Source organism: Hymenobacter translucens, from assembly GCF_020685205.1.
Classification (GTDB): domain Bacteria; phylum Bacteroidota; class Bacteroidia; order Cytophagales; family Hymenobacteraceae; genus Hymenobacter; species Hymenobacter translucens.
The window spans coordinates 121,404-139,325 of sequence record NZ_JAJERB010000009.1; the positions used below are offsets into that span (position 1 = coordinate 121,404).

The 17,922-nt window shown below is 61.3% G+C and carries 13 protein-coding genes; 9 read left to right on the forward strand and 4 right to left on the reverse strand.

Annotated elements, in window-relative coordinates; all coding sequences use genetic code 11:
• Window positions 1-22: 22 nt before the first annotated feature.
• On the reverse strand, window positions 23-2,410 hold the full coding sequence (locus tag LJY25_RS18050; RefSeq protein WP_227609875.1) for an alpha-amylase family glycosyl hydrolase: 2,388 nt from the start codon (window positions 2,408-2,410) through the stop codon (window positions 23-25).
• 262 nt (window positions 2,411-2,672) lie between these two features.
• On the opposite strand from LJY25_RS18050, the gene LJY25_RS18055 reads away from it, so the two are divergent.
• A complete protein-coding gene (locus tag LJY25_RS18055; RefSeq protein WP_227609876.1) occupies window positions 2,673-3,506 on the forward strand; it encodes a murein L,D-transpeptidase catalytic domain family protein in 834 nt (277 codons plus the stop codon).
• 134 nt (window positions 3,507-3,640) lie between these two features.
• Here LJY25_RS18055 and LJY25_RS18060 read toward each other — a convergent pair whose 3' ends face one another.
• Both LJY25_RS18060 and LJY25_RS18065 read right to left on the reverse strand, forming a co-directional pair.
• The gene (locus tag LJY25_RS18060; protein ID WP_227609877.1) at window positions 3,641-4,702 is read right to left on the reverse strand and encodes an Ldh family oxidoreductase; all 1,062 of its coding nucleotides are present in this window, start codon (window positions 4,700-4,702) and stop codon (window positions 3,641-3,643) included.
• 80 nt (window positions 4,703-4,782) lie between these two features.
• A complete protein-coding gene (locus LJY25_RS18065; RefSeq protein WP_227609878.1) occupies window positions 4,783-5,739 on the reverse strand; it encodes a Ppx/GppA phosphatase family protein in 957 nt (318 codons plus the stop codon).
• A gap of 150 nt (window positions 5,740-5,889) precedes the next feature.
• Between LJY25_RS18065 and LJY25_RS18070 the strand changes: the two genes are divergently transcribed.
• Window positions 5,890-6,579, forward strand: a complete 690-nt coding sequence (locus LJY25_RS18070) for a hypothetical protein (RefSeq protein WP_227609879.1) — start codon at window positions 5,890-5,892, stop codon at window positions 6,577-6,579.
• 52 nt (window positions 6,580-6,631) lie between these two features.
• Here the strand turns inward: LJY25_RS18070 and LJY25_RS18075 are convergent, their stop codons facing one another.
• Window positions 6,632-7,516 (reverse strand): class I SAM-dependent methyltransferase, encoded by an 885-nt coding sequence (locus LJY25_RS18075; RefSeq protein ID WP_227609880.1) that lies wholly within the window; start codon window positions 7,514-7,516, stop codon window positions 6,632-6,634.
• A gap of 124 nt (window positions 7,517-7,640) precedes the next feature.
• On the opposite strand from LJY25_RS18075, the gene dapF reads away from it, so the two are divergent.
• The 7 genes from dapF (at window position 7,641) to secA (ending at window position 17,778) form a co-directional block, all read left to right on the forward strand.
• Window positions 7,641-8,435, forward strand: coding sequence for a diaminopimelate epimerase (dapF, locus tag LJY25_RS18080; protein WP_227609881.1), 795 nt, complete (start codon window positions 7,641-7,643; stop codon window positions 8,433-8,435).
• Between the two features lie 88 nt (window positions 8,436-8,523).
• Entirely contained in the window at window positions 8,524-9,054 is a 531-nt protein-coding gene (locus tag LJY25_RS18085) for a GNAT family N-acetyltransferase (protein ID WP_227609882.1), read from the forward strand.
• 198 nt (window positions 9,055-9,252) lie between these two features.
• Window positions 9,253-10,524 carry a glycosyltransferase family 1 protein gene (locus tag LJY25_RS18090; RefSeq protein WP_227609883.1) on the forward strand — a complete coding sequence of 424 codons (1,272 nt, stop codon included), beginning with the start codon at window positions 9,253-9,255 and terminating at the stop codon, window positions 10,522-10,524.
• 51 nt (window positions 10,525-10,575) lie between these two features.
• Window positions 10,576-11,751 (forward strand): UDP-galactopyranose mutase, encoded by a 1,176-nt coding sequence (gene glf, locus LJY25_RS18095; protein WP_227609884.1) that lies wholly within the window; start codon window positions 10,576-10,578, stop codon window positions 11,749-11,751.
• 170 nt (window positions 11,752-11,921) lie between these two features.
• Entirely contained in the window at window positions 11,922-13,217 is a 1,296-nt protein-coding gene (locus tag LJY25_RS18100; protein ID WP_227609885.1) for a family 1 glycosylhydrolase, read from the forward strand.
• A 12-nt stretch (window positions 13,218-13,229) separates the two neighbouring features.
• Entirely contained in the window at window positions 13,230-14,159 is a 930-nt protein-coding gene (locus LJY25_RS18105; RefSeq protein WP_227609886.1) for an SDR family oxidoreductase, read from the forward strand.
• A 217-nt stretch (window positions 14,160-14,376) separates the two neighbouring features.
• Window positions 14,377-17,778: a preprotein translocase subunit SecA gene (gene secA, locus LJY25_RS18110; RefSeq protein WP_227609887.1), complete on the forward strand. Its 3,402-nt coding sequence runs from the start codon at window positions 14,377-14,379 to the stop codon at window positions 17,776-17,778.
• Window positions 17,779-17,922: the final 144 nt, after the last annotated feature.

Below are 17,922 nucleotides of genomic sequence, written 5' to 3' on the forward strand. Positions count from 1 at the left end.
TTTTTTATTTCAGGCAACCGGCTTAGCGCAGGACCAGCTTGCTGCTGACCCGGAATTCCGGAACCGTGAGCTGGTAGATGCCGGCGGGCAGCACCTTTTCAACCCGCAGCCGCAGCTGGTTGGACCCAGGGTACACCCGGGTGGTTTCTTCGTGCACGAGGCGGCCCGTCAGGTCGTAGAGGCGGACGGTGGCGGCCTGCTCGGCCTCGGTCTGCAGCGTCAGGTCGATGCGGTCTGAGGTAGTCGGGTTCGGAAACAGGCTCAGCTCGGCGGTGGCCTTCGGCTGCCGCGTCGTAGGAGATTCCGAAGCCGTTTCGCGGCGGCCGGTCATGGCACCCGTTACCACGGTGGGGGCGGTGTAGGTGGCCTTCACAAAGCACCGTTGGGCGGGGTTGGACGTGGACGAGTTCCGGGCCCGGAGCGTGTACCAGCCTTCGGCAGTCGGCGTGTAGGAGCCGGTGAGCGTACCGGTACCGGTCTGACTGCTGACCAGCGTTCCTGAGCTGTTGAAAATAGCCACCGTCAGGCTGCGGGTGCCATCGGTGGGGTACAGGTTGTAGCTGATGGCTTTGTTGGCGCCCACGTAGATGCGGCCGGCGGTGCGGTAAGCGGTGGAAGCGGCGGGCAGCTGTCCGCCCTGACCCAGGGAGCGGCTGTCCCGGTCGCCCAGGTCGTCGGCCAGCTCCCACTCGTGGGTGGTGGTGCGGGCCGCACGGTTGTAGTTGGTACCGATACCGGTCGGGGCCCACACCGAGTAGCCTCGGCGTCCGCCGGCAGCCGTGCCGTTGCAGGGCGGGGTGTTGATGGTTACCGTCTGGCTGCCGCTTACCGTCACGGTAGCCGTGCCATTGGCGCCGGAGTAATCCTTGAGCACGGTGCCCGGGGCGAAGTCGCACGACACCGTGCTGTTCTGCCAGGCGCTGAAGTTGTCGTTGATGCCAATGATGGCCTTGGTGCTGCGCTCAATCACGAGGTGGTCGGCTGCCTGCCAGCGCACTTTGTAGGCCCCTTCCTTGAACCGCAGGTTCTGGTGGCACCAGATCAGGTTTTCCAGGTCGCTGCGGGTGGGCAGGTCCGCGGTGCTCTTGGGGCTGTGCGAGTAGCGCTTGCCGGTGTTGCCAACGTTGAACAGGTCTTCAAAGAAAATCTGGGGCGAGCCGTCTACTGCCAGCGCGGCGGCGTAGGTCGCCGACAGGCGCGGGTCAAACGGGTCAATGTGGGGCGCCAGCTCCGAGCCGGTATTCCAGCCGATGTAGTTGCCCGAGGCGTCGACCTGGGGGCGGAAGGTGTCGTGGTTGTTCACGAACGGCACGGTACGGTGCACGTACGTGCCATTGATGAGCACCACCCGCTTGCCCTGCTGGTAGCCCGGCAGGGAGCCGATGTCGAAGTTGCCGCCCCCGCTCACGATGTTGTATAGGCCGTTGCGCAGCGAGAAGTCGAACGTACCGGACCGGTCCTGCACATTGGTGCACCACTGGTCCATCTGGCTGGAAGAGCCTACCCATTCGCCTACCGCGTACATGGTAGCGCCGCCATTGGCCCAGCCGGCATTGCTTTGCAGGTTGTAGAGAAAGTCTTCCATGGCAAAGTCGGGGAAGTGCTTTACCGCGTCGAGGCGCACGCCGTCGAAGCCTACCTGCTTTTTGTACCACACCAGCCAGTTGCGGGTGTTGTTACGCATGTAGTCGGCGCTCTGAGTTGGGTTAAAGGTCGCGTTCGAGCTCTGACCGTAGGAGCCGTTGTAGTAGCTCACGTCGGGCCCGAAGTACACCGCGTTCCAGTCCCCGCTGGTGGAGTTGTTGCCGGGGTTCGGGTTGAAGTTCTGCCAGTTCTTGGAAAACCGCCCGCGGCGGGCCAGGTAGTTGGCGGCCGTTTCGTCGGTGGCCGGGGTAGCGTAGCTTACGTACCGGAAGTTCTTGTACTTGCTGGTCGTGTAGTCTTCCCAGGCGGCGGGGTCCTGTCCGCCCTGTCCGCTGGCCGAGCCGGCACCGTCGACGTGGTTGAGCACCAGGTCCTGAATAACCTCAATGCCGTTGGCGTGCAGAATGGCCACGCCGCGGAGCAGCTCGTCCTTATTTCCCACGCGGGTGGACAGGAAGCCCTTTTGGTACTTATCGCCGAGGTCGTAATTATCGAAAGGCGAGTAGCCATTTCCCTGATTGCCATTTTTTATGGATGGTGGCATCCACACGGCGTCAATGCCCATAGCCTTGAGCCGGGGCGCCAGGTCGGCAATGTAGTTGGCCCAGCCATTGGGGTAGTTGGAGTTCCAGTAATCCCACCAAAAGCCCTGTAAGACGACTTTTTGGGCCTGAGCGGGGTGGCTGAAGAAGCTTAGCGCCGCCGTGGCGCCCAGGAAGAGAAGTGCAACCAGGCGCTGCCTGATAGTTGTGGAGAATTTTTGCATGCGTGGGAGATTTTGGTTGTGGAATAGATTGAGGCGTTTCCGTTTCCGGGCCTTTAAGATATTTGGTATAATTTTAATAGTTAGGGAAAGCCAAAATTTTGTTTGAAGTCCGTCGCCCGGAAGGCTGCCCGGAATTATTTTACCCTATTATGGTGTTTGCTCCTCACGAAAGCCGCTATAGCCGGGTGTTCTGCGTATAAGCACGTTATCAGCCTCTTAAGTCTCTGAAGCTGATTTATCTGAGCCTCAAAGCACATCGACAATGGAAAAGCAAAGTGTAGTAACTCGCCAGCGTATCAAGCGCCGCACGCGCCGGATGGCCCGTCGCTTGCTTCCCTTTGTGGCGGCACTCTTTATGGCTACGCCCCTGGCTTCTCCCACCAAGTCGGTAGCCAGCTCGACCAGCGTAGCCCCCACGAAAGCCACCCCCGCCAGCCCGGGCCTGACTTCACTCGACCAGCATCTCTACGATACCTATTCCAGCATGAATCTGGAAGCGCAGGGCTTGCGGTTCGAGGTGTTCCAGAAGGCCATGACCGGCTACCTGAACATGAAGCAGAACGATCTGCTCTCCGCGGAAAAGGAGTTGCTTTCGGTTATCGACTTCGACCTGCCCTCTAACGAGAAGCGCCTGTGGGTGCTTGACCTGGCGACCAAGCAGGTGCTGTTCAACACCCTCGTTGCACACGGCCACAACACCGGCGAGAAAAAGGCGAAGGCCTTTTCAAACACCAACGAGAGCAACATGAGCAGCCTGGGCTTCTACGTCACCACGACGGAGTACCAGGGCAAGCATGGCCGCTCGCTCAAGCTCAAGGGCCTCGACGAGGGCTTCAACACCAACGCGGAGGCCCGTGCCATCGTGATGCACGGCGCCGAGTATGTAAGTGAGGACTTCATTCGCACCTATGGCCGTCTGGGCCGCAGCCTCGGCTGCCCTGCCCTGCCCATGGATCAGCATGCCGAGATTATCGATACCGTAACCGACGGCACCTGCCTGTTCGTGAACAAGTCGGATGCCGGCTATGAGTCGAAGTTCCTGGATCAGGAAGTTGCTACGGCAGCCCTGCAAACCCAAAGCAGCCCGACTTCCTAAGTTGAGGTAGCTTACCAAACGAGTAAGAGGGCGACAGATTCCAGCCGGAATGTGTCGCCCTCTTTTTTTGCTTCACCTCCCGGGCTGGTCTGCGGCCCGCCGGCACCCGGAGTAAGCCAACCGAGGCTGACGAGCTATAGCTGCACCCCGAACTTCTTGCCTACCGTCTCCAAGTCTTTTACCACCGGGTCGAGCAGCGTAATACCGTCGAGCAGGCGGCGCTTCGCCATTTCCCGCTCCGGGTCGCCCGGAATCAGCACCTGCTGGCCTTCCACGGCATTCGCACTGCGGAACGTGGTAATCCAGTTGTCCATGTGGGCCTTGAACTCGTCGGCCGGGCGGAAAGCATCCACGCGCATAGCGCCGAAGAAGTGGCCCAGGCCCTGGCCCACCGGATTGGCCGAGGGCTGCAGAAAGGCTACAAAGGGCGGCACCCAGGGGCCGTAGTTGGCACCAGAGAGTACCGCCGAGAAGATATCAACCACGGCGCCGAGGCCGTAACCCTTGTGGGAGCCGGTTTCACCACCCAGGGGCTGCAGGGCACCGCCGTTTTTCACGGCGTGCGCATCGGTCGAGGAACGACCTTCGGCGTCCTGTGCCCAACCGGCCGGAATCGGCAGGTTTTTGCGCTGGGCAATTTCCAGCTTGCCATTCGCTGCCGTGGTCGTAGCCATGTCCAGCACGAAGTCAGGCTGCTCACCGGCGGGAATGGCTACGGCAATGGGGTTGGTGCCCAGCAGCCGGTCGAGTGAGTAGGTGGGCGCCACCAGGGGGGAGGCGTTGGTCATGGCCAGCCCGATCATGTCGTGGGGCAGGGCCTTCATGGCGTGGTAGCCCGCAATGCCGAAGTGGTTGGAGTTGCGCACCGACACCCAGCCGGTTCCGGCCAGCCGGGCCTTTTCCAAAGCCACCGCCATTGCCTTCGGACCTACGACCAGGCCCAGCCCGCCGTCCCCGTCCACGACGGCCGTGCTGGGCGTTTCGTACACCACCCCAACCCGCGGCGTAGCGTTGATGCGGCCGGCTTCCCAGAGCCGGATGTAGCCAATCAGCCGGGCTACTCCGTGGGAGTCGATGCCGCGCAGGTCCGCCGACAGCAGGGCCTCGGTGGCTTGGGTGGCATCCTCGGCCGGGCAGTCGATGCTCAGGAATACGGACTCGGTAAAGGCGAAAAGCTGGTTGTAGGAAAAGACCATTTCGTTTTTGATTGTTGGTGGCTGATTGTTGGTTTCTCGAGGCGGGCGCGGATGCCAAAAACCGTAAACCAAAAACCACTCTATTGCGGTAGCCGGGTGCTTATAATCTCCGCCAGCAGCCCCTCCTTCAGGGCGTAGGCCGAGGCCTGAATCCGCTGAAAGCGGAAGCTTTTCAGGATAAAGTCGATGAGCACGCAGGCTACCACGATCATGTCGGCGCGCATGGGCGTCATGCCGGGCAAAGCCAGGCGCTGGTCGTGGGTGCTGCCGAGCAGCAGCTCGTAGCTCTGGTAGAAGCTTTCCTGGCTGATGTCGGTAACCGGGGGCGGGGTGCTGCCGCGTGCCAGTCCCAGGCGGGCAGCCTGCAGGTCGCCGAGCGTATCGAACGTGCCGGATGCCCCTACCAGGCTGACGGGCTTGTAGTACTCCACCGCGGCCAGCAGCGGCCCCAGCACCAGGTTCAGGTAGTCCTGCTCATCCTGCACGTCCTGAGCGGTGAGCGGATCATGTCGGAAAAACATGTCGAGCAGGCGCTGGGCCCCGATTTCAAAGCTTTGCTTCCAGAAAATGTCGGTCGCATCGGCAATGATGAACTCCACGCTGCCCCCGCCGATGTCCATCAGCAGGTGGGGCGTATCCCCCAGGGGCACGGCCTGCCGGATTCCCTGGCAGATCAGCTCGGCTTCCCGGGCGCCCGGAATTACCTCGACCCGAATGCCCGTCCGCTCAAATATTTCCCGGACCAGGTCCGGCCCGTTGGCTGCGTTGCGCATGGCGCTGGTGGCCGTGGCCCGTACTTCCTGGACGGCGTGCAGCTCGATTTCCTCCTGGAAGGCCTGTAGGGTGTGCAGGGCCCGGGCGTAGGCTTCCGGCGTAATCTCGCCCCGGCTGATGCCGCCTTCGCCCAGCTTGACGCCCACTTTGGTGCGCAGCAGTACCGTAGGCTCGGTCAAAGCAGGCCGGAGCTCCACAATGAGCAGGTGGAAGGTGTTGGTGCCCATGTCAATCAGGGCGAGGCGGTTTGGGTGAGCGTGCATAAAACGGGGTAATCCTGGTGATGGACAGCTAAGTAGTCAGGAAACGGTGCCGGGCCGGCTACCCTCACTCCGGGTGAGCATAGAACGATCTTCCGGCGCCAAAGTCCGACAATCCAGGCGGGTAGTTATCTTACAATAAAAACAAATGCCTTGAAAAGTTGCATCCCCCTTTTGGTTGGCTTGATAAGTCTGCTGGCAGGCTGCGAAAGTCGTCGTTTCTCTGCCGCCGCTCAGGCGGCTACTGCCCATAAGGCAAACAGCCGGCAGCGTTACCAAAAAGCGTTGACGGCTGCCGGGCTACGGCCGGCGAAGGATACGATTGCCTACGGGCTGCGGTTTGGTATGGATTCCGTTCGGGTGGGTGCAAAGCTCGACTCAATATGCCGTATTATTCAACCCTCGCTGTTTGATACCACAACTCAGTACCCAACCCTCGTGGGTGATTCCGTTGAGAGAAAGACCGAGGCCGAGCTGGCGAAGATCTATGTAACCCGGCCCTGTGCAGTACCGGCGTACCTCAACGGTAAGCTGGTCGCGCTTACCTTTCATTTCGACCTAGATAATGGTGATCCGACGGAAATTGTCACCAAGTACCTGCTGCGGCAGCAGCTCAGCAAGTGGTACGGCAACCCGGGCTATTCCCACACGGTCGGGGAGATGCCCGCTCACAACGAATCAGGCTATACCTGTCAGAGCTGGTTTCAGGACGGGATTGAAGTTATGCTCAGTCCCGGACTGGGCCCGAGGCAGGGGTTCGGAGCAATTCTGACCTACGCAGATGTGCGGCTTTATCCCCTCTGGGTTGAGAAAGAGTTTGAAGCAAGCCTGATGCACAACTGATTCGGTCCATCAGCGTCCGGGGCCGGCTGGACAGTGGCCCACGGACTACCTGCTAGGTTGCAAACCGGCAGAAGGTGCCCAGCGGGAGCTTGCGCTGGCCCTGGTCGTGCAGGTAGATTTCCCCGATTTCGCGGGTGGTGTGGGTCTTGGGGAAGATTTCGGTGACGAGGTTGTCCAGGATCAGCGCCGAAAAGCCCAGGGAGTAGAGGTTGATCAGGAAGAAGTGGTCCTGGGGGTCGAGCAGTTGCTGGCTGAGCTTGAGCAACTCATTGAGCTCGTCTTCCAGCTGCCACTTCTCGCCGTTGGGTCCACGGCCGTAGGCGGGCGGGTCCAGAATCAGGCCCTGGTACTTGCTGCCGCGCTTTACTTCCCGCTTTACGTACTTCATGGCGTCTTCCACGAGCCAGCGCACCCCATCGAGGCCCGAGGCTTCCATGTTGTCGCGGGCCCAGAAGTTGACCTGCTTGACCGAGTCGAGGTGGGTGATGTCGGCGCCGGCGGCGCGGGCGGCCAGGGTGGCGGCGCCGGTGTAGGCAAACAGGTTCAGCACCCGGGGCACGGCGGCCTGGCGCTTCTTGGTTTGCTTGTAGATAAACTGCCAGTTGGGGTCCTGCTCCGGGAACAGCCCCACGTGCTTGAACGACGAGAGGCCCAGCCGGAACCGCAGCTTGAGGCCGCCGGGCCGCTCGTAGTTAATCACCCATTGCTCCTGGGTGCCGGGCTTCAGCTTCCACTGGCCTTTTTCCTGGCTGCCTTTCTCACGGGTAAAGGTGGCGTTGGCGCGCTGCCATTCGCTGGCGGGCAGGTGGGGGTCCCAGATGGCCTGGGGCTCGGGGCGGGCCAGCACGTGGCGCCCAAACCGCTCCAGCTTTTCAAAGTTGCCGGAGTCAATCAGCTCGTAGTCGGGCCAGGGAGCGGTAGTCAGGAAGGAGTACATAAGCAGCAAGCAAAGCCGGAAGCGGCATTCGGCAAAGGTAGGCTATCCGCTCGTACGCCCCGCCCGGCCGGGCACAAATGGCGCTTTGCAGCAACCAAAGCCAGGATTCGTGGTAAATTGCAGGATGAAGCTGCACTTTCACAAATACCAGGGTACTGGCAACGACTTCGTAATGGTCGACGACCGGGCCGGGCAGTTCGACGAAACCAACCAGGCGCTGGTTAGCCACCTCTGCCACCGCCGGCTGGGCATCGGGGCCGACGGCCTGATTTTGCTGCGCACCCACCCGGCGTACGATTTCGAGATGGTGTACTTCAACGCCGATGGCCGCCTGGGCTCGATGTGCGGCAACGGCGGGCGGTGTACCGTAGCCTTTGCCCGCGACCTGGGCGTAATTCAGGCCCGGGCCCACTTCCTGGCCGCCGACGGCCCCCACGAAGCCACGGTGGACGCCGACGGCACGGTGCACCTGCGCATGATGGACGTGGCCGGCACCCAGGACCTGGCCGATACGGGCGTATTTCTGAACACCGGCTCGCCCCACCTGGTCCGGTTTCTGCCGGCTGACGCCCTGGCGGGGCTGAACGTGTTTGCCGAAGGCCGCGCCATCCGCTACAGCGAAACCTTTCGGGAGCAGGGCACCAACGTCAACTTCGTGGAGGCTCCGGCCGGCGCCGACCAGCCCTGGCAGGTGCGCACCTACGAGCGGGGCGTGGAAGACGAAACGCTCTCCTGCGGCACCGGCGTCACGGCCGTGGCCCTGGCCGCTTCCCGGCACGGGGCCGGCAGCCCGGTCCGGCTCCAGACGCCCGGCGGGCTGCTGCAGGTTAGCTTCGAAGCCCGCCCCGACGGGTCTTTCAGTGAAGTACACCTCAGCGGCCCGGCCCTGCGCGTGTTCGAAGGCAGCGTCGAAGTATAATCTTCCGGTGAACCCGAATTGCTGGCAACGCTGGCTAAGCTGTCTATAATTCAAACCCGGTTCTTCTGTTCAGTTTAATCTGCCCACTATGCTCAGCGCCGGTCCTATTTTTTTGCGGGCACTGGAGCCTGGGGATTTAGACTTTTTATATGTCCTCGAAAACGACCCCAGCCTCTGGGCCGTTTCCGATACGCTAGCACCCCTGTCCCGGCACGTCCTGACCGAGTACCTGTCCCACGCGGCGGCTGATTTCTATGAGGTGCGGCAGTTGCGCCTGGTCATTTGCCAGGCTGAAGACGGATGTGCAGTCGGCACAATTGATTTGTTCGGGTTTGAGCCCCGCCACCAACGCGCCGGCGTGGGCATTACCGTTGTAGCCGGCAAGCGGGGGAGGGGAGTGGCCCGCGAAGCATTGACCCGCGTACTGGATTATGCCCGGGATACATTGTATCTACATCAGTTGCATTGCACCATAGCGGTAACCAATACCGCCAGCCGGCGTCTGTTTGAGGGCGCCGGATTCCGGCAGGTTGGCGTGCGCCGGGACTGGCTGCGCACAAAAAATGGATGGGAGGACGTACTGGAGCTGCAGTGTGTATTTAGAGATGATACTGCCTGAATTAGAATATCTTAATTCAAGACTGAACTGCTAAAATCAGTTGCTAGCGTTGAGCTTGCAAGGCGGTGGTTAAGAAGGCTTTAATGATCGGTATATCCTTTTTAAAGGTGCCCCGTATAAGCTAGGGCTGCGGAACTGGCCGGCTATTGTAGATAGCCAAGACCAGCTCACACGTATACCTTTCCATCTTCTTTTTATATGCCGCTCTCTTCCTCTGCGGAGGCTCCACCGCGCGCTTCTGCCCCAACTACCCAATCGTCCGGAGCCAGCTCCACCGCTGCAACAACTACTTCTGCAGGGTTTACCTATTCGCTGCCGGACCTCGTCTGCTTCGCCCACCTGCACTGGGACTTTGTGTGGCAGCGCCCGCAGCACCTGTTATCCCGCTTTGCCCAGTACGGACGGGTTTTCTACGTCGAAGACCCCTTTATCCATCACGATCAGACCGAAGCTGCCTTTGCGCATCTGGAGATTAAAGAGCGGCAGAATGGCCTGAAGGTCGTGGTGCCCCACCTGCCCAAGGACCTTGACGAGGCAACTGCCAACGACGTGCAGGCCCGGCTGCTTACCCGCTATTTTATTGAAAATAACATTACCCAGTACGTTTTCTGGTACTACACCCCGATGGCGCTCGACAAGTCCCGCCATCTGAAGCCCGTCCTGACCGTATACGACTGCATGGACGAGCTGGCCGCCTTCAAGTTTGCCCCGCCCCGTCTGCGGGAGCTGGAGCAGGAGCTGTTTCAGCGCGCCGACCTCGTGTACACCGGCGGGCAGAGCCTTTACGAAGCCAAGAGCCTGCAGCACAAGGATGCCCATGCTTTCCCGAGCAGCATCGACAAAGACCACTTCGGTCAGGCCCGCACCAACCTGCCCGAGCCCGCCGACCAGGCCCCCATTGCCCATCCCCGCGTCGGCTTCTTCGGCGTGGTGGACGAGCGGCTTGACATCGAGCTGCTGGGCCAGCTGGCCACCGCCCACCCCGAGTGGCAGTTCGTGATTATCGGTCCGGTCGTCAAGATTGACCCGGCTTTGCTGCCCCGGCAGAAGAACATTCACTACCTCGGCGGCAAGGACTACAAGGAGCTACCGTCTTACCTGCGCGGCTGGGACGTAGCCACCCTGCTTTTCGCCGACAACGAGAGCACCAAGTTTATTTCTCCGACCAAGACGCCCGAGTACCTCGCTGCCGGCAAGCCGGTGGTAAGCACGCCAATCCGGGACGTGGTACGCCCCTACGGCGACCTGAACCTGGTGCAGATTGCGGCAGATGCTCCTTCCTTCGGCAAGGCCATCGGCAAAGCGCTGGAGCAGGCCAAGGACGCGGAGTGGCTTTCCCGGACCGACGCCTACCTGACCACCATTTCCTGGGATCTGACCTGGGAGCAGATGGTAACGCTGATGCAGCAGAAGCTGGCTGCCAAGACCTCTTCCGCCGATGCCCTCGGCGCGACGCTCCCCCTGAACTAACCGGTTCCCCTCATCTCCCTCTACTCTTTCACGACACAACCCACACTGATTATGTTTGACTATCTCATCGTCGGAGCCGGATTTGCCGGCAGCGTATTGGCCGAGCGGCTTGCCACTCGTTCCAACAAGAAAGTACTCATCCTGGATAAGCGCAACCATATTGCGGGCAATGCCTACGACCATTACAACGAAGAAGGCATCCTGGTCCACAAATACGGTCCGCACATCTTTCACACCAACTCCAAGGACGTATTCGAGTACCTGTCAAACTTCACCGACTGGCGTCCCTACGAGCACCGCGTGCTCGCCTCGGTCGACGGCCAGCTGGTGCCGATGCCTATCAACCTGGATACCATCAACAAGCTCTACGGCCTGTCGCTGAACAGCTTCGAGGTAGAGCAGTTCCTGGAGTCGCTGGCCGAAGAGGTGCCGGTTATCAAGACCTCCGAAGACGTGGTGGTAAGCAAAGTCGGCCGGGAGCTGTACGAGAAGTTCTTCAAGAACTACACCCGTAAGCAGTGGGGCATGGACCCCTCCGAGCTGGACAAGTCGGTGACCTCGCGCGTGCCCACCCGCACCAACCGCGACGACCGCTACTTCACCGACACCTACCAGGCCATGCCCCTGCACGGCTACACCCGGATGTTTGAGCGCATGCTCGACCACCCCAACATCAAGGTGATGCTGAACACGGATTACCACGACATCATCGACATCATTCCCTTCAAGGAAATCATCTTCACCGGCCCGGTGGATGAGTACTTTGACTTCAAGTTCGGCAAGCTGCCCTACCGCTCGCTTGAGTTCAAGCACGAGACGCTGAACACCGAGAACTTCCTGGCCGCGCCGGTGGTGAACTACCCCAACGAGCACCTCTACACCCGCATCACGGAGTTCAAGGCCCTGACCGGCCAGAAGCACCCGAAGACCAGCGTGGTGTACGAGTACCCCAAAGCCGAAGGCGACCCGTACTACCCGATTCCGCGCCTCGAGAATGCCGAGCTGTACAACAAGTACAAGAAGCTGGCTGATGAGACGCCGAACGTGCATTTCGTAGGCCGCCTGGCTACCTACAAGTACTACAACATGGACCAGGTAGTGGCCCAGGCCCTCACCCTGTACAAGAAGCTGACCGACAAAGTCGAGAAGGTGGCGGAGAAGCCGTCCATCACGGGCTCTACATCCCTCATGGATAAGCTCGTACCCCGCGACCCGGCCAAAGAATAACCCGATCTGCTGACCGGGCCTGTGCTCCGGACGTTAACAGCTGTCATCCTGGACTTCCCGGCGTCGTACTGGCTACGATTCCGGGAGCCCAGGATGACAGTCCTGTTTTCAGCCCTGCTTACCTCAACACTGACTGCCGTCCTCCCGGGCCGGCGGCTGCACCTACCGCTATGAATCAACTTGAAATGTGGGGCGGCGTGGAATGTACCATTCGCCGCGTCGGCGATGCGTACACCGACCAACTCAGGCGCAGCGGGCACCGCACCCGCATCCGCGACCTCGACCGGTTTGCCGAGCTGGGCATCAAAAAGCTGCGCTACCCGGTGCTCTGGGAACAGGTGGCCCCGCAAAGCCTCGACAAGCCGAAGTGGCAGTGGGCTGATAAGCGCCTGCACCGCCTGCAGGAATTGGATATCGACCCGATTGTGGGCCTCATGCACCACGGCAGCGGCCCCCGCTACACGGCCCTGCACCAAGACAACTTTGCTTCCGGCCTGGCCCGCTTTGCCCGGATGGTGGCCGAGCGGTATCCGTGGGTAAATCACTACACGCCCATCAACGAGCCCCTGACCACGGCCCGGTTCAGCGGCCTCTACGGCATCTGGTATCCGCACGGGCTCGATGATCAGACCTTCGTCCGGATTCAGCTTAACCACATCCAGGCTACCAAGCAGGCTATGCAGGCCATCCGGCAGGTCAACCCCGAGGCCAAGCTGGTGCAGACCGAGGATCTGGGCCAGACGCACAGCACACCGGGCATGGCCCGGCAGGCCGAGTTTGAAAACCACCGCCGCTGGCTCACCTTTGATCTGCTCTGCGGCCGCGTGGACCAGCACCATCCGATGTGGGATTATCTGTGCCGGAGCGGAGCCTCGGCCGAGGAGCTGATGGAGCTCGTGAGCGACCCGCTACCGCCCGATATCATCGGCATCAACTACTACGTAACCAGTGAGCGGTTTCTCGATGATACTGTGCATCACTACCCGGAATGGAATGTTATCCGCGGCCGTCTGCCCGAAGACTACATTGATATTGAAGCCGTGCGGGTACGGCCGGTGCAGCTGGTCGGGCTGCAGGACCTGCTGGCCCAGACCTGGGAGCGGTACAAGCTGCCCATTGCCGTAACCGAAGTGCAGATGAACTGCACGCGGGAAGAGCAGATGCGCTGGCTGCACCAGGCCTGGCAGGCAGCCCGGAACCTGCAGGAGCAGGGCGTGGATGTCCGCGCCGTTACGGCGTGGTCCCTGCTCGGCGCGTTTGACTGGACCAACCTGCTCGTGCACGACGGGCATTCCTACGAAACGGGCGTATTCGACGTGCGCAGCGGCAAGCCCCGACCCACGGCCCTGTTTAAGATGGTGCAAAGCCTGGCCCGGACCGGCGAGTACCACCACCCGCTGCTGCAGGGGGAAGGCTGGTGGAACCGGGATATCCGCTTTCATTTCCATCATCACGCTCATATCTAAGCTACTACCACCATGCGTATTCTTTCCTCTGCTGATCAGCCGGTAACGTCTTTGCCCACCATCCGGCCCGTGCTGATAACCGGCGGGCACGGCACGCTGGGGCGGGCCTTTCAGCGCATCTGCCACACCCGGGGCATCGAAGCGGTGGCGCTGGGCCGCAACGAAATTGACATTGCCAACCCGGCCTCAGTGGAAAAAGCCCTGGACCGGTACAATCCCTGGGCCATTGTCAACACCGCCGGCTACGTGCGGGTAGACGAGGCGGAGAAAGACTTTACCCGCTGCTACCGCGAAAACACGACCGGCCCGGCCGTGCTGGCCCAGGCCTGCGCCCGTCGGAACGTGCAACTGCTCACGTACTCCTCCGACCTGGTGTTTGACGGCGCCAAGTCGGCGGCCTACCTGGAAGGCGACCAGCCCCGGCCGCTCAATGTGTATGGCAAAAGCAAGCAGCGGGCCGAGGCCGGCGTGCTGGAGTGCTTGCCCCAGGCACTGGTCGTGCGCACCAGCGCATTCTTTGGGGCCTGGGACGAGTACAACTTCGTGTACTTCGCCCTGAAAGCAGCCCACGAGGGCCGGTCGTTTGAGGCCGCCAACGACTTGCTGATTTCCCCGACCTACGTACCCGATCTGGTAAACACGTCCCTGGACCTGCTCATTGACGAGGAGCGGGGCGTGTGGCACCTGGCCAACGAAGGGGCCTTTACCTGGGCCGAGCTGGCCGAGCTGGCCGTAGGCATTGCCGGCCTCGACCGGGCCGGCATCGTGGCCCGTCCGGCCCGGCATTTCGGCTGGCCCGCCGCCCGCCCCGCCTACAGCGTACTGGGCAGCCGGAAAGGACAGCTCATGCCCTCGGCCGAAAACGGGCTGCACCGCTGCGTCCACGACATCATGCACCAGCTGCGCACCCAGCCCGTCGAAGCCGAGGCCGTAGCCTCCTAGCTCCGGCCCAGGCTGCTGAAACGTCCGACTAACCGGGCGGGCTGCCCGCAATACCTGCCAACATTACCCATTCCCGAAACCCGCACACTCTTTGAGGTACGGGTTTCGTCGTTTCGGGGGCCGGGGCGGCATTTTGACGGCTGTGTGGCCGGGCTTTCCCGAAAAAACGCCGTAAATTTGAGGTGCGCCCCGGCGTTTCAGTTAATTAGATACCAGCATGCTTGATTTCATTGGGAAGACCGTCGCCAAGATCTTTGGGTCCAAGTCGGACCGGGACTTGAAGGAGATTGTCCCGTACGTGGCGCTTATCAACGCCGAATATGCCAAACTGGCATCCCTCTCCGACGATGCCCTGCGCCAGTATACCGACGAGGTCCGCAACCGCATCAACGAGCGCCTCAAGGGCATCGACGACCAGATCAACTCCCTGCAGCACCGCATCAGCAACGATGCCGCGCTGGACGTGACGACCAAAGAGCAGATATTCGACCAGATCGATGAGCTCGAAAAGCAGCGCAACAAGGATCTGGAAGCGGTGCTGCTGGAAGTGCTGCCCTCGGCTTTCGCCATTGTAAAGGATACCGCCCGCCGCTACAAGGAAAATGGTCAGCTCGTGGTTACGGCCACCGACTACGACCGTGAGTACGCCAGCCGCAAGGGCAATGTCACCATCCAGGGCGACCAGGCCATCTGGGCCAATAAGTGGCTGGCCGGCGGCGCCGAAATCACCTGGGACATGGTACACTACGACGTGCAGCTGATCGGCGGCGTGGTGCTGCACCAGGGCAAGATTGCCGAAATGGCCACCGGTGAGGGCAAGACCCTCGTCTCGACCCTGCCGGCTTTCCTGAACGCGCTGTCGAAGCGCGGCGTGCACATCGTAACCGTGAACGACTACCTGGCCAAGCGCGACTCGGAGTGGAATGCCCCGCTGTTTGAATTCCACGGCATCACCGTGGACTGCATCGACAAGCACCAGCCCAATACCGATGCCCGCCGCAAAGCCTACCTGGCCGACATCACCTACGGCACCAACAACGAGTTCGGCTTCGATTACCTGCGCGACAACATGGCCCGGGACCCCGAGGAGCTCGTGCAGCGCAAGCACCACTACGCCATGGTCGACGAAGTGGACTCCGTGCTGATTGACGACGCCCGGACTCCGCTTATCATCTCCGGCCCCGTGCCCCGTGGCGACGTGCACGAATTCCACGTGCTCAAGCCCCGCATTCAGATGCTGGTGGATGCCCAGAAGAAAGTCGTGCAGGATTACCTCGTGCAGGCCCGCAAGCTGATCAAGGAAGGCAACGACGGCCCTAAGGAAGGCGAAGGCGGCCTGATGCTGTTCCGCGCCTACCGCGGCCTGCCCAAGAGCAAGCCCCTGATCAAGTTTCTGTCGGAAACCGGCATCCGGGCCGTGCTGCAGAAAGTAGAGAACTACTACCTGCAAGACAGCGCCCGCCAGATGCCGGATGCCGACCGGCCGATGTACTTCACCATCGACGAGAAAAACAACCAGATCGAGCTGACCGAAAAGGGCATCGACCTGATTACGGCCCAGGGCGAAGACCCGCACCTGTTCATCATGCCCGACATCGGCTCGGCCATTGCCGAGATTGAGCGCAACGGCGCGATTAACGACGACGACAAGGTGCACCAGAAGGCCCACCTGATGCAGGAGTACCAGGAGAAGTCGGAGCGCCTGCACACGGTAAACCAACTGCTGAAGGCTTACACCCTGTTTGAGCGCGACGACCAGTACATCCTGACCGAGGACGGCAAGGTGAAGATCGTGGACGAGCAGACCGGTCGCGTAATGGAAGGCCGCCGCTACTCCGACGGCCTGCACCAGGCCATTGAGGCCAAGGAAAACGTGCGCGTCGAAGACGCCACCCAAACCTACGCCACCGTCACGCTGCAGAACTACTTCCGCATGTACCACAAGCTGGCCGGCATGACCGGTACGGCCGAAACCGAAGCTGGCGAGTTCTGGTCGATCTACAAGCTCGACGTCGTCGTGATTCCGACCAACCGCGTGATTTCGCGCAAGGACGAGCACGACAAGGTTTATAAGACCGTGCGCGAGAAGTACAACGCCGTGGCCGACGAAATCCAGACCCTGGTGCAGGCCGGCCGCCCCGTGCTGGTGGGTACCACCTCGGTGGAGATTTCAGAGCTGGTCAGCCGCATGATGAAGCTGCGCGGCATTCAGCATCAGGTGCTCAACGCCAAGCAGAACCAGCGGGAGGCCGAGATTGTAGCCAACGCCGGCTACCCCGGCACCGTGACCATCGCCACCAACATGGCTGGCCGGGGTACCGACATCAAGCTCAAGGAAACCGCCCGCGAGTCGGGCGGCTTGGCCATTATCGGCACCGAGCGCCACGAAAGCCGCCGCGTCGACCGCCAGCTGCGGGGGCGGGCCGGCCGCCAGGGCGACCCGGGCTCTTCCCAGTTCTTTGTAAGCTTGGAAGACAACCTGATGCGCCTGTTCGGCTCTGACCGCATTGCCAAGCTCATGGACCGCATGGGCTTGGAGGAAGGCGAGGTGATTCAGCACTCCATGATTACCAGCTCCATCGAGCGGGCCCAGAAGAAAGTCGAGGAAAACAACTTCGGCCAGCGCAAGCGCCTGCTGGAGTACGACGACGTGATGAACGCCCAGCGCGAGGTGGTGTACAAGCGCCGCCGCAACGCCCTGTTCGGCGAGCGTCTGGAGCTGGACATCTGGAACATGATCTACGACGTGTGCGAAGACGTGGCCACCAGCCGCAAGGCTACCGGTGACTTCGAAGGCCTGAAGCTGGCCGTGCTGCGTATTTTCGGCTACGAAACCCACCTCACGCAGCAGGACCTGAGTGGCCTGACCGCCCCGGCCCTCACCCAGAAGCTTTACGACGAGGCCCTGGGCTACTACGAAAGCAAGAATGAGCACATTGCCCAGCACACCCTGCCCCTGGTAGAAGACCTGCTGGCCAACAATGCGCCCTACGAGAACATTGCCATTCCCTTCACCGACGGCCGCAAGCAGGTAACCGCCGTTACCAACCTGCGCCGCACCCAGGCCACCAAAGGCCACGAGGTCATCCGGGGCATGGAGAAGGTAGTGGTCCTGTCCGTCATTGACACGGCCTGGACCCAGCACCTGCGCGCCATGGACGACCTCAAGCAGGTGGTGCAGAATGCCGTGTACGAGCAGAAAGACCCCTTGCTGGTGTACAAGTTCGAGTCGTTCGAGCTGTTCAAGCAGATGATCGGCAAGGTAAACGAGGAAACCGTCAACTTCTTGTTCCACGCCGACGTGCCGGTAGGCGAAGGCGGCGGCACCAACGAGCCCGAGTACTACATGGAGGACGAGATGCCCGAGGCAGCTCCGGCACCCAAGCTCAAGGCCGAGAAGGAAATTTCGTCTGTCTCGCTTGGTGCCGGCCCCGAAGACATCGGCCCCGACTACATAGCCCCGGCCCAGGAAAAGCAGCAGCCGGTGCGCGCGCAGAAGGTTGCCAACCGCAACGAGAAAGTAAGCGTGCAGTACATGGACGGCCGCATCGTGCGCGACGTGAAGTACAAGACCGTAGAGGAAGACGTGCTCAACAACCGCTGCGTGCTGGTTGACTAAGCAGGCGTAGCACTCTGAAGTAAAAGGCGGCCGGTGAGACTCACCGGCCGCCTTTTTTGCTTTTGCTGAAGCGAAGCTGACGCTGGCCGGCAGCGGCAGCCTAAACGAACGGTCCGCCTCCGCGTTAAAGCCTCCATACCCCGG

What these genes read in the sequence shown, in the direction of transcription:
- LJY25_RS18050 (WP_227609875.1), bottom strand. Translation starts at nt 2,410, where the DNA reads ATGCAAAAATTCTCCACAACTATCAGGCAGCGCCTGGTTGCACTTCTC.
- LJY25_RS18055 (WP_227609876.1), top strand. Translation starts at nt 2,673, where the DNA reads ATGGAAAAGCAAAGTGTAGTAACTCGCCAGCGTATCAAGCGCCGCACG.
- LJY25_RS18060 (WP_227609877.1), bottom strand. Translation starts at nt 4,702, where the DNA reads ATGGTCTTTTCCTACAACCAGCTTTTCGCCTTTACCGAGTCCGTATTC.
- LJY25_RS18065 (WP_227609878.1), bottom strand. Translation starts at nt 5,739, where the DNA reads ATGCACGCTCACCCAAACCGCCTCGCCCTGATTGACATGGGCACCAAC.
- LJY25_RS18075 (WP_227609880.1), bottom strand. Translation starts at nt 7,516, where the DNA reads ATGTACTCCTTCCTGACTACCGCTCCCTGGCCCGACTACGAGCTGATT.
- dapF (WP_227609881.1), top strand. Translation starts at nt 7,641, where the DNA reads ATGAAGCTGCACTTTCACAAATACCAGGGTACTGGCAACGACTTCGTA.
- LJY25_RS18085 (WP_227609882.1), top strand. Translation starts at nt 8,524, where the DNA reads ATGCTCAGCGCCGGTCCTATTTTTTTGCGGGCACTGGAGCCTGGGGAT.
- LJY25_RS18090 (WP_227609883.1), top strand. Translation starts at nt 9,253, where the DNA reads ATGCCGCTCTCTTCCTCTGCGGAGGCTCCACCGCGCGCTTCTGCCCCA.
- glf (WP_227609884.1), top strand. Translation starts at nt 10,576, where the DNA reads ATGTTTGACTATCTCATCGTCGGAGCCGGATTTGCCGGCAGCGTATTG.
- LJY25_RS18100 (WP_227609885.1), top strand. Translation starts at nt 11,922, where the DNA reads ATGAATCAACTTGAAATGTGGGGCGGCGTGGAATGTACCATTCGCCGC.
- LJY25_RS18105 (WP_227609886.1), top strand. Translation starts at nt 13,230, where the DNA reads ATGCGTATTCTTTCCTCTGCTGATCAGCCGGTAACGTCTTTGCCCACC.
- secA (WP_227609887.1), top strand. Translation starts at nt 14,377, where the DNA reads ATGCTTGATTTCATTGGGAAGACCGTCGCCAAGATCTTTGGGTCCAAG.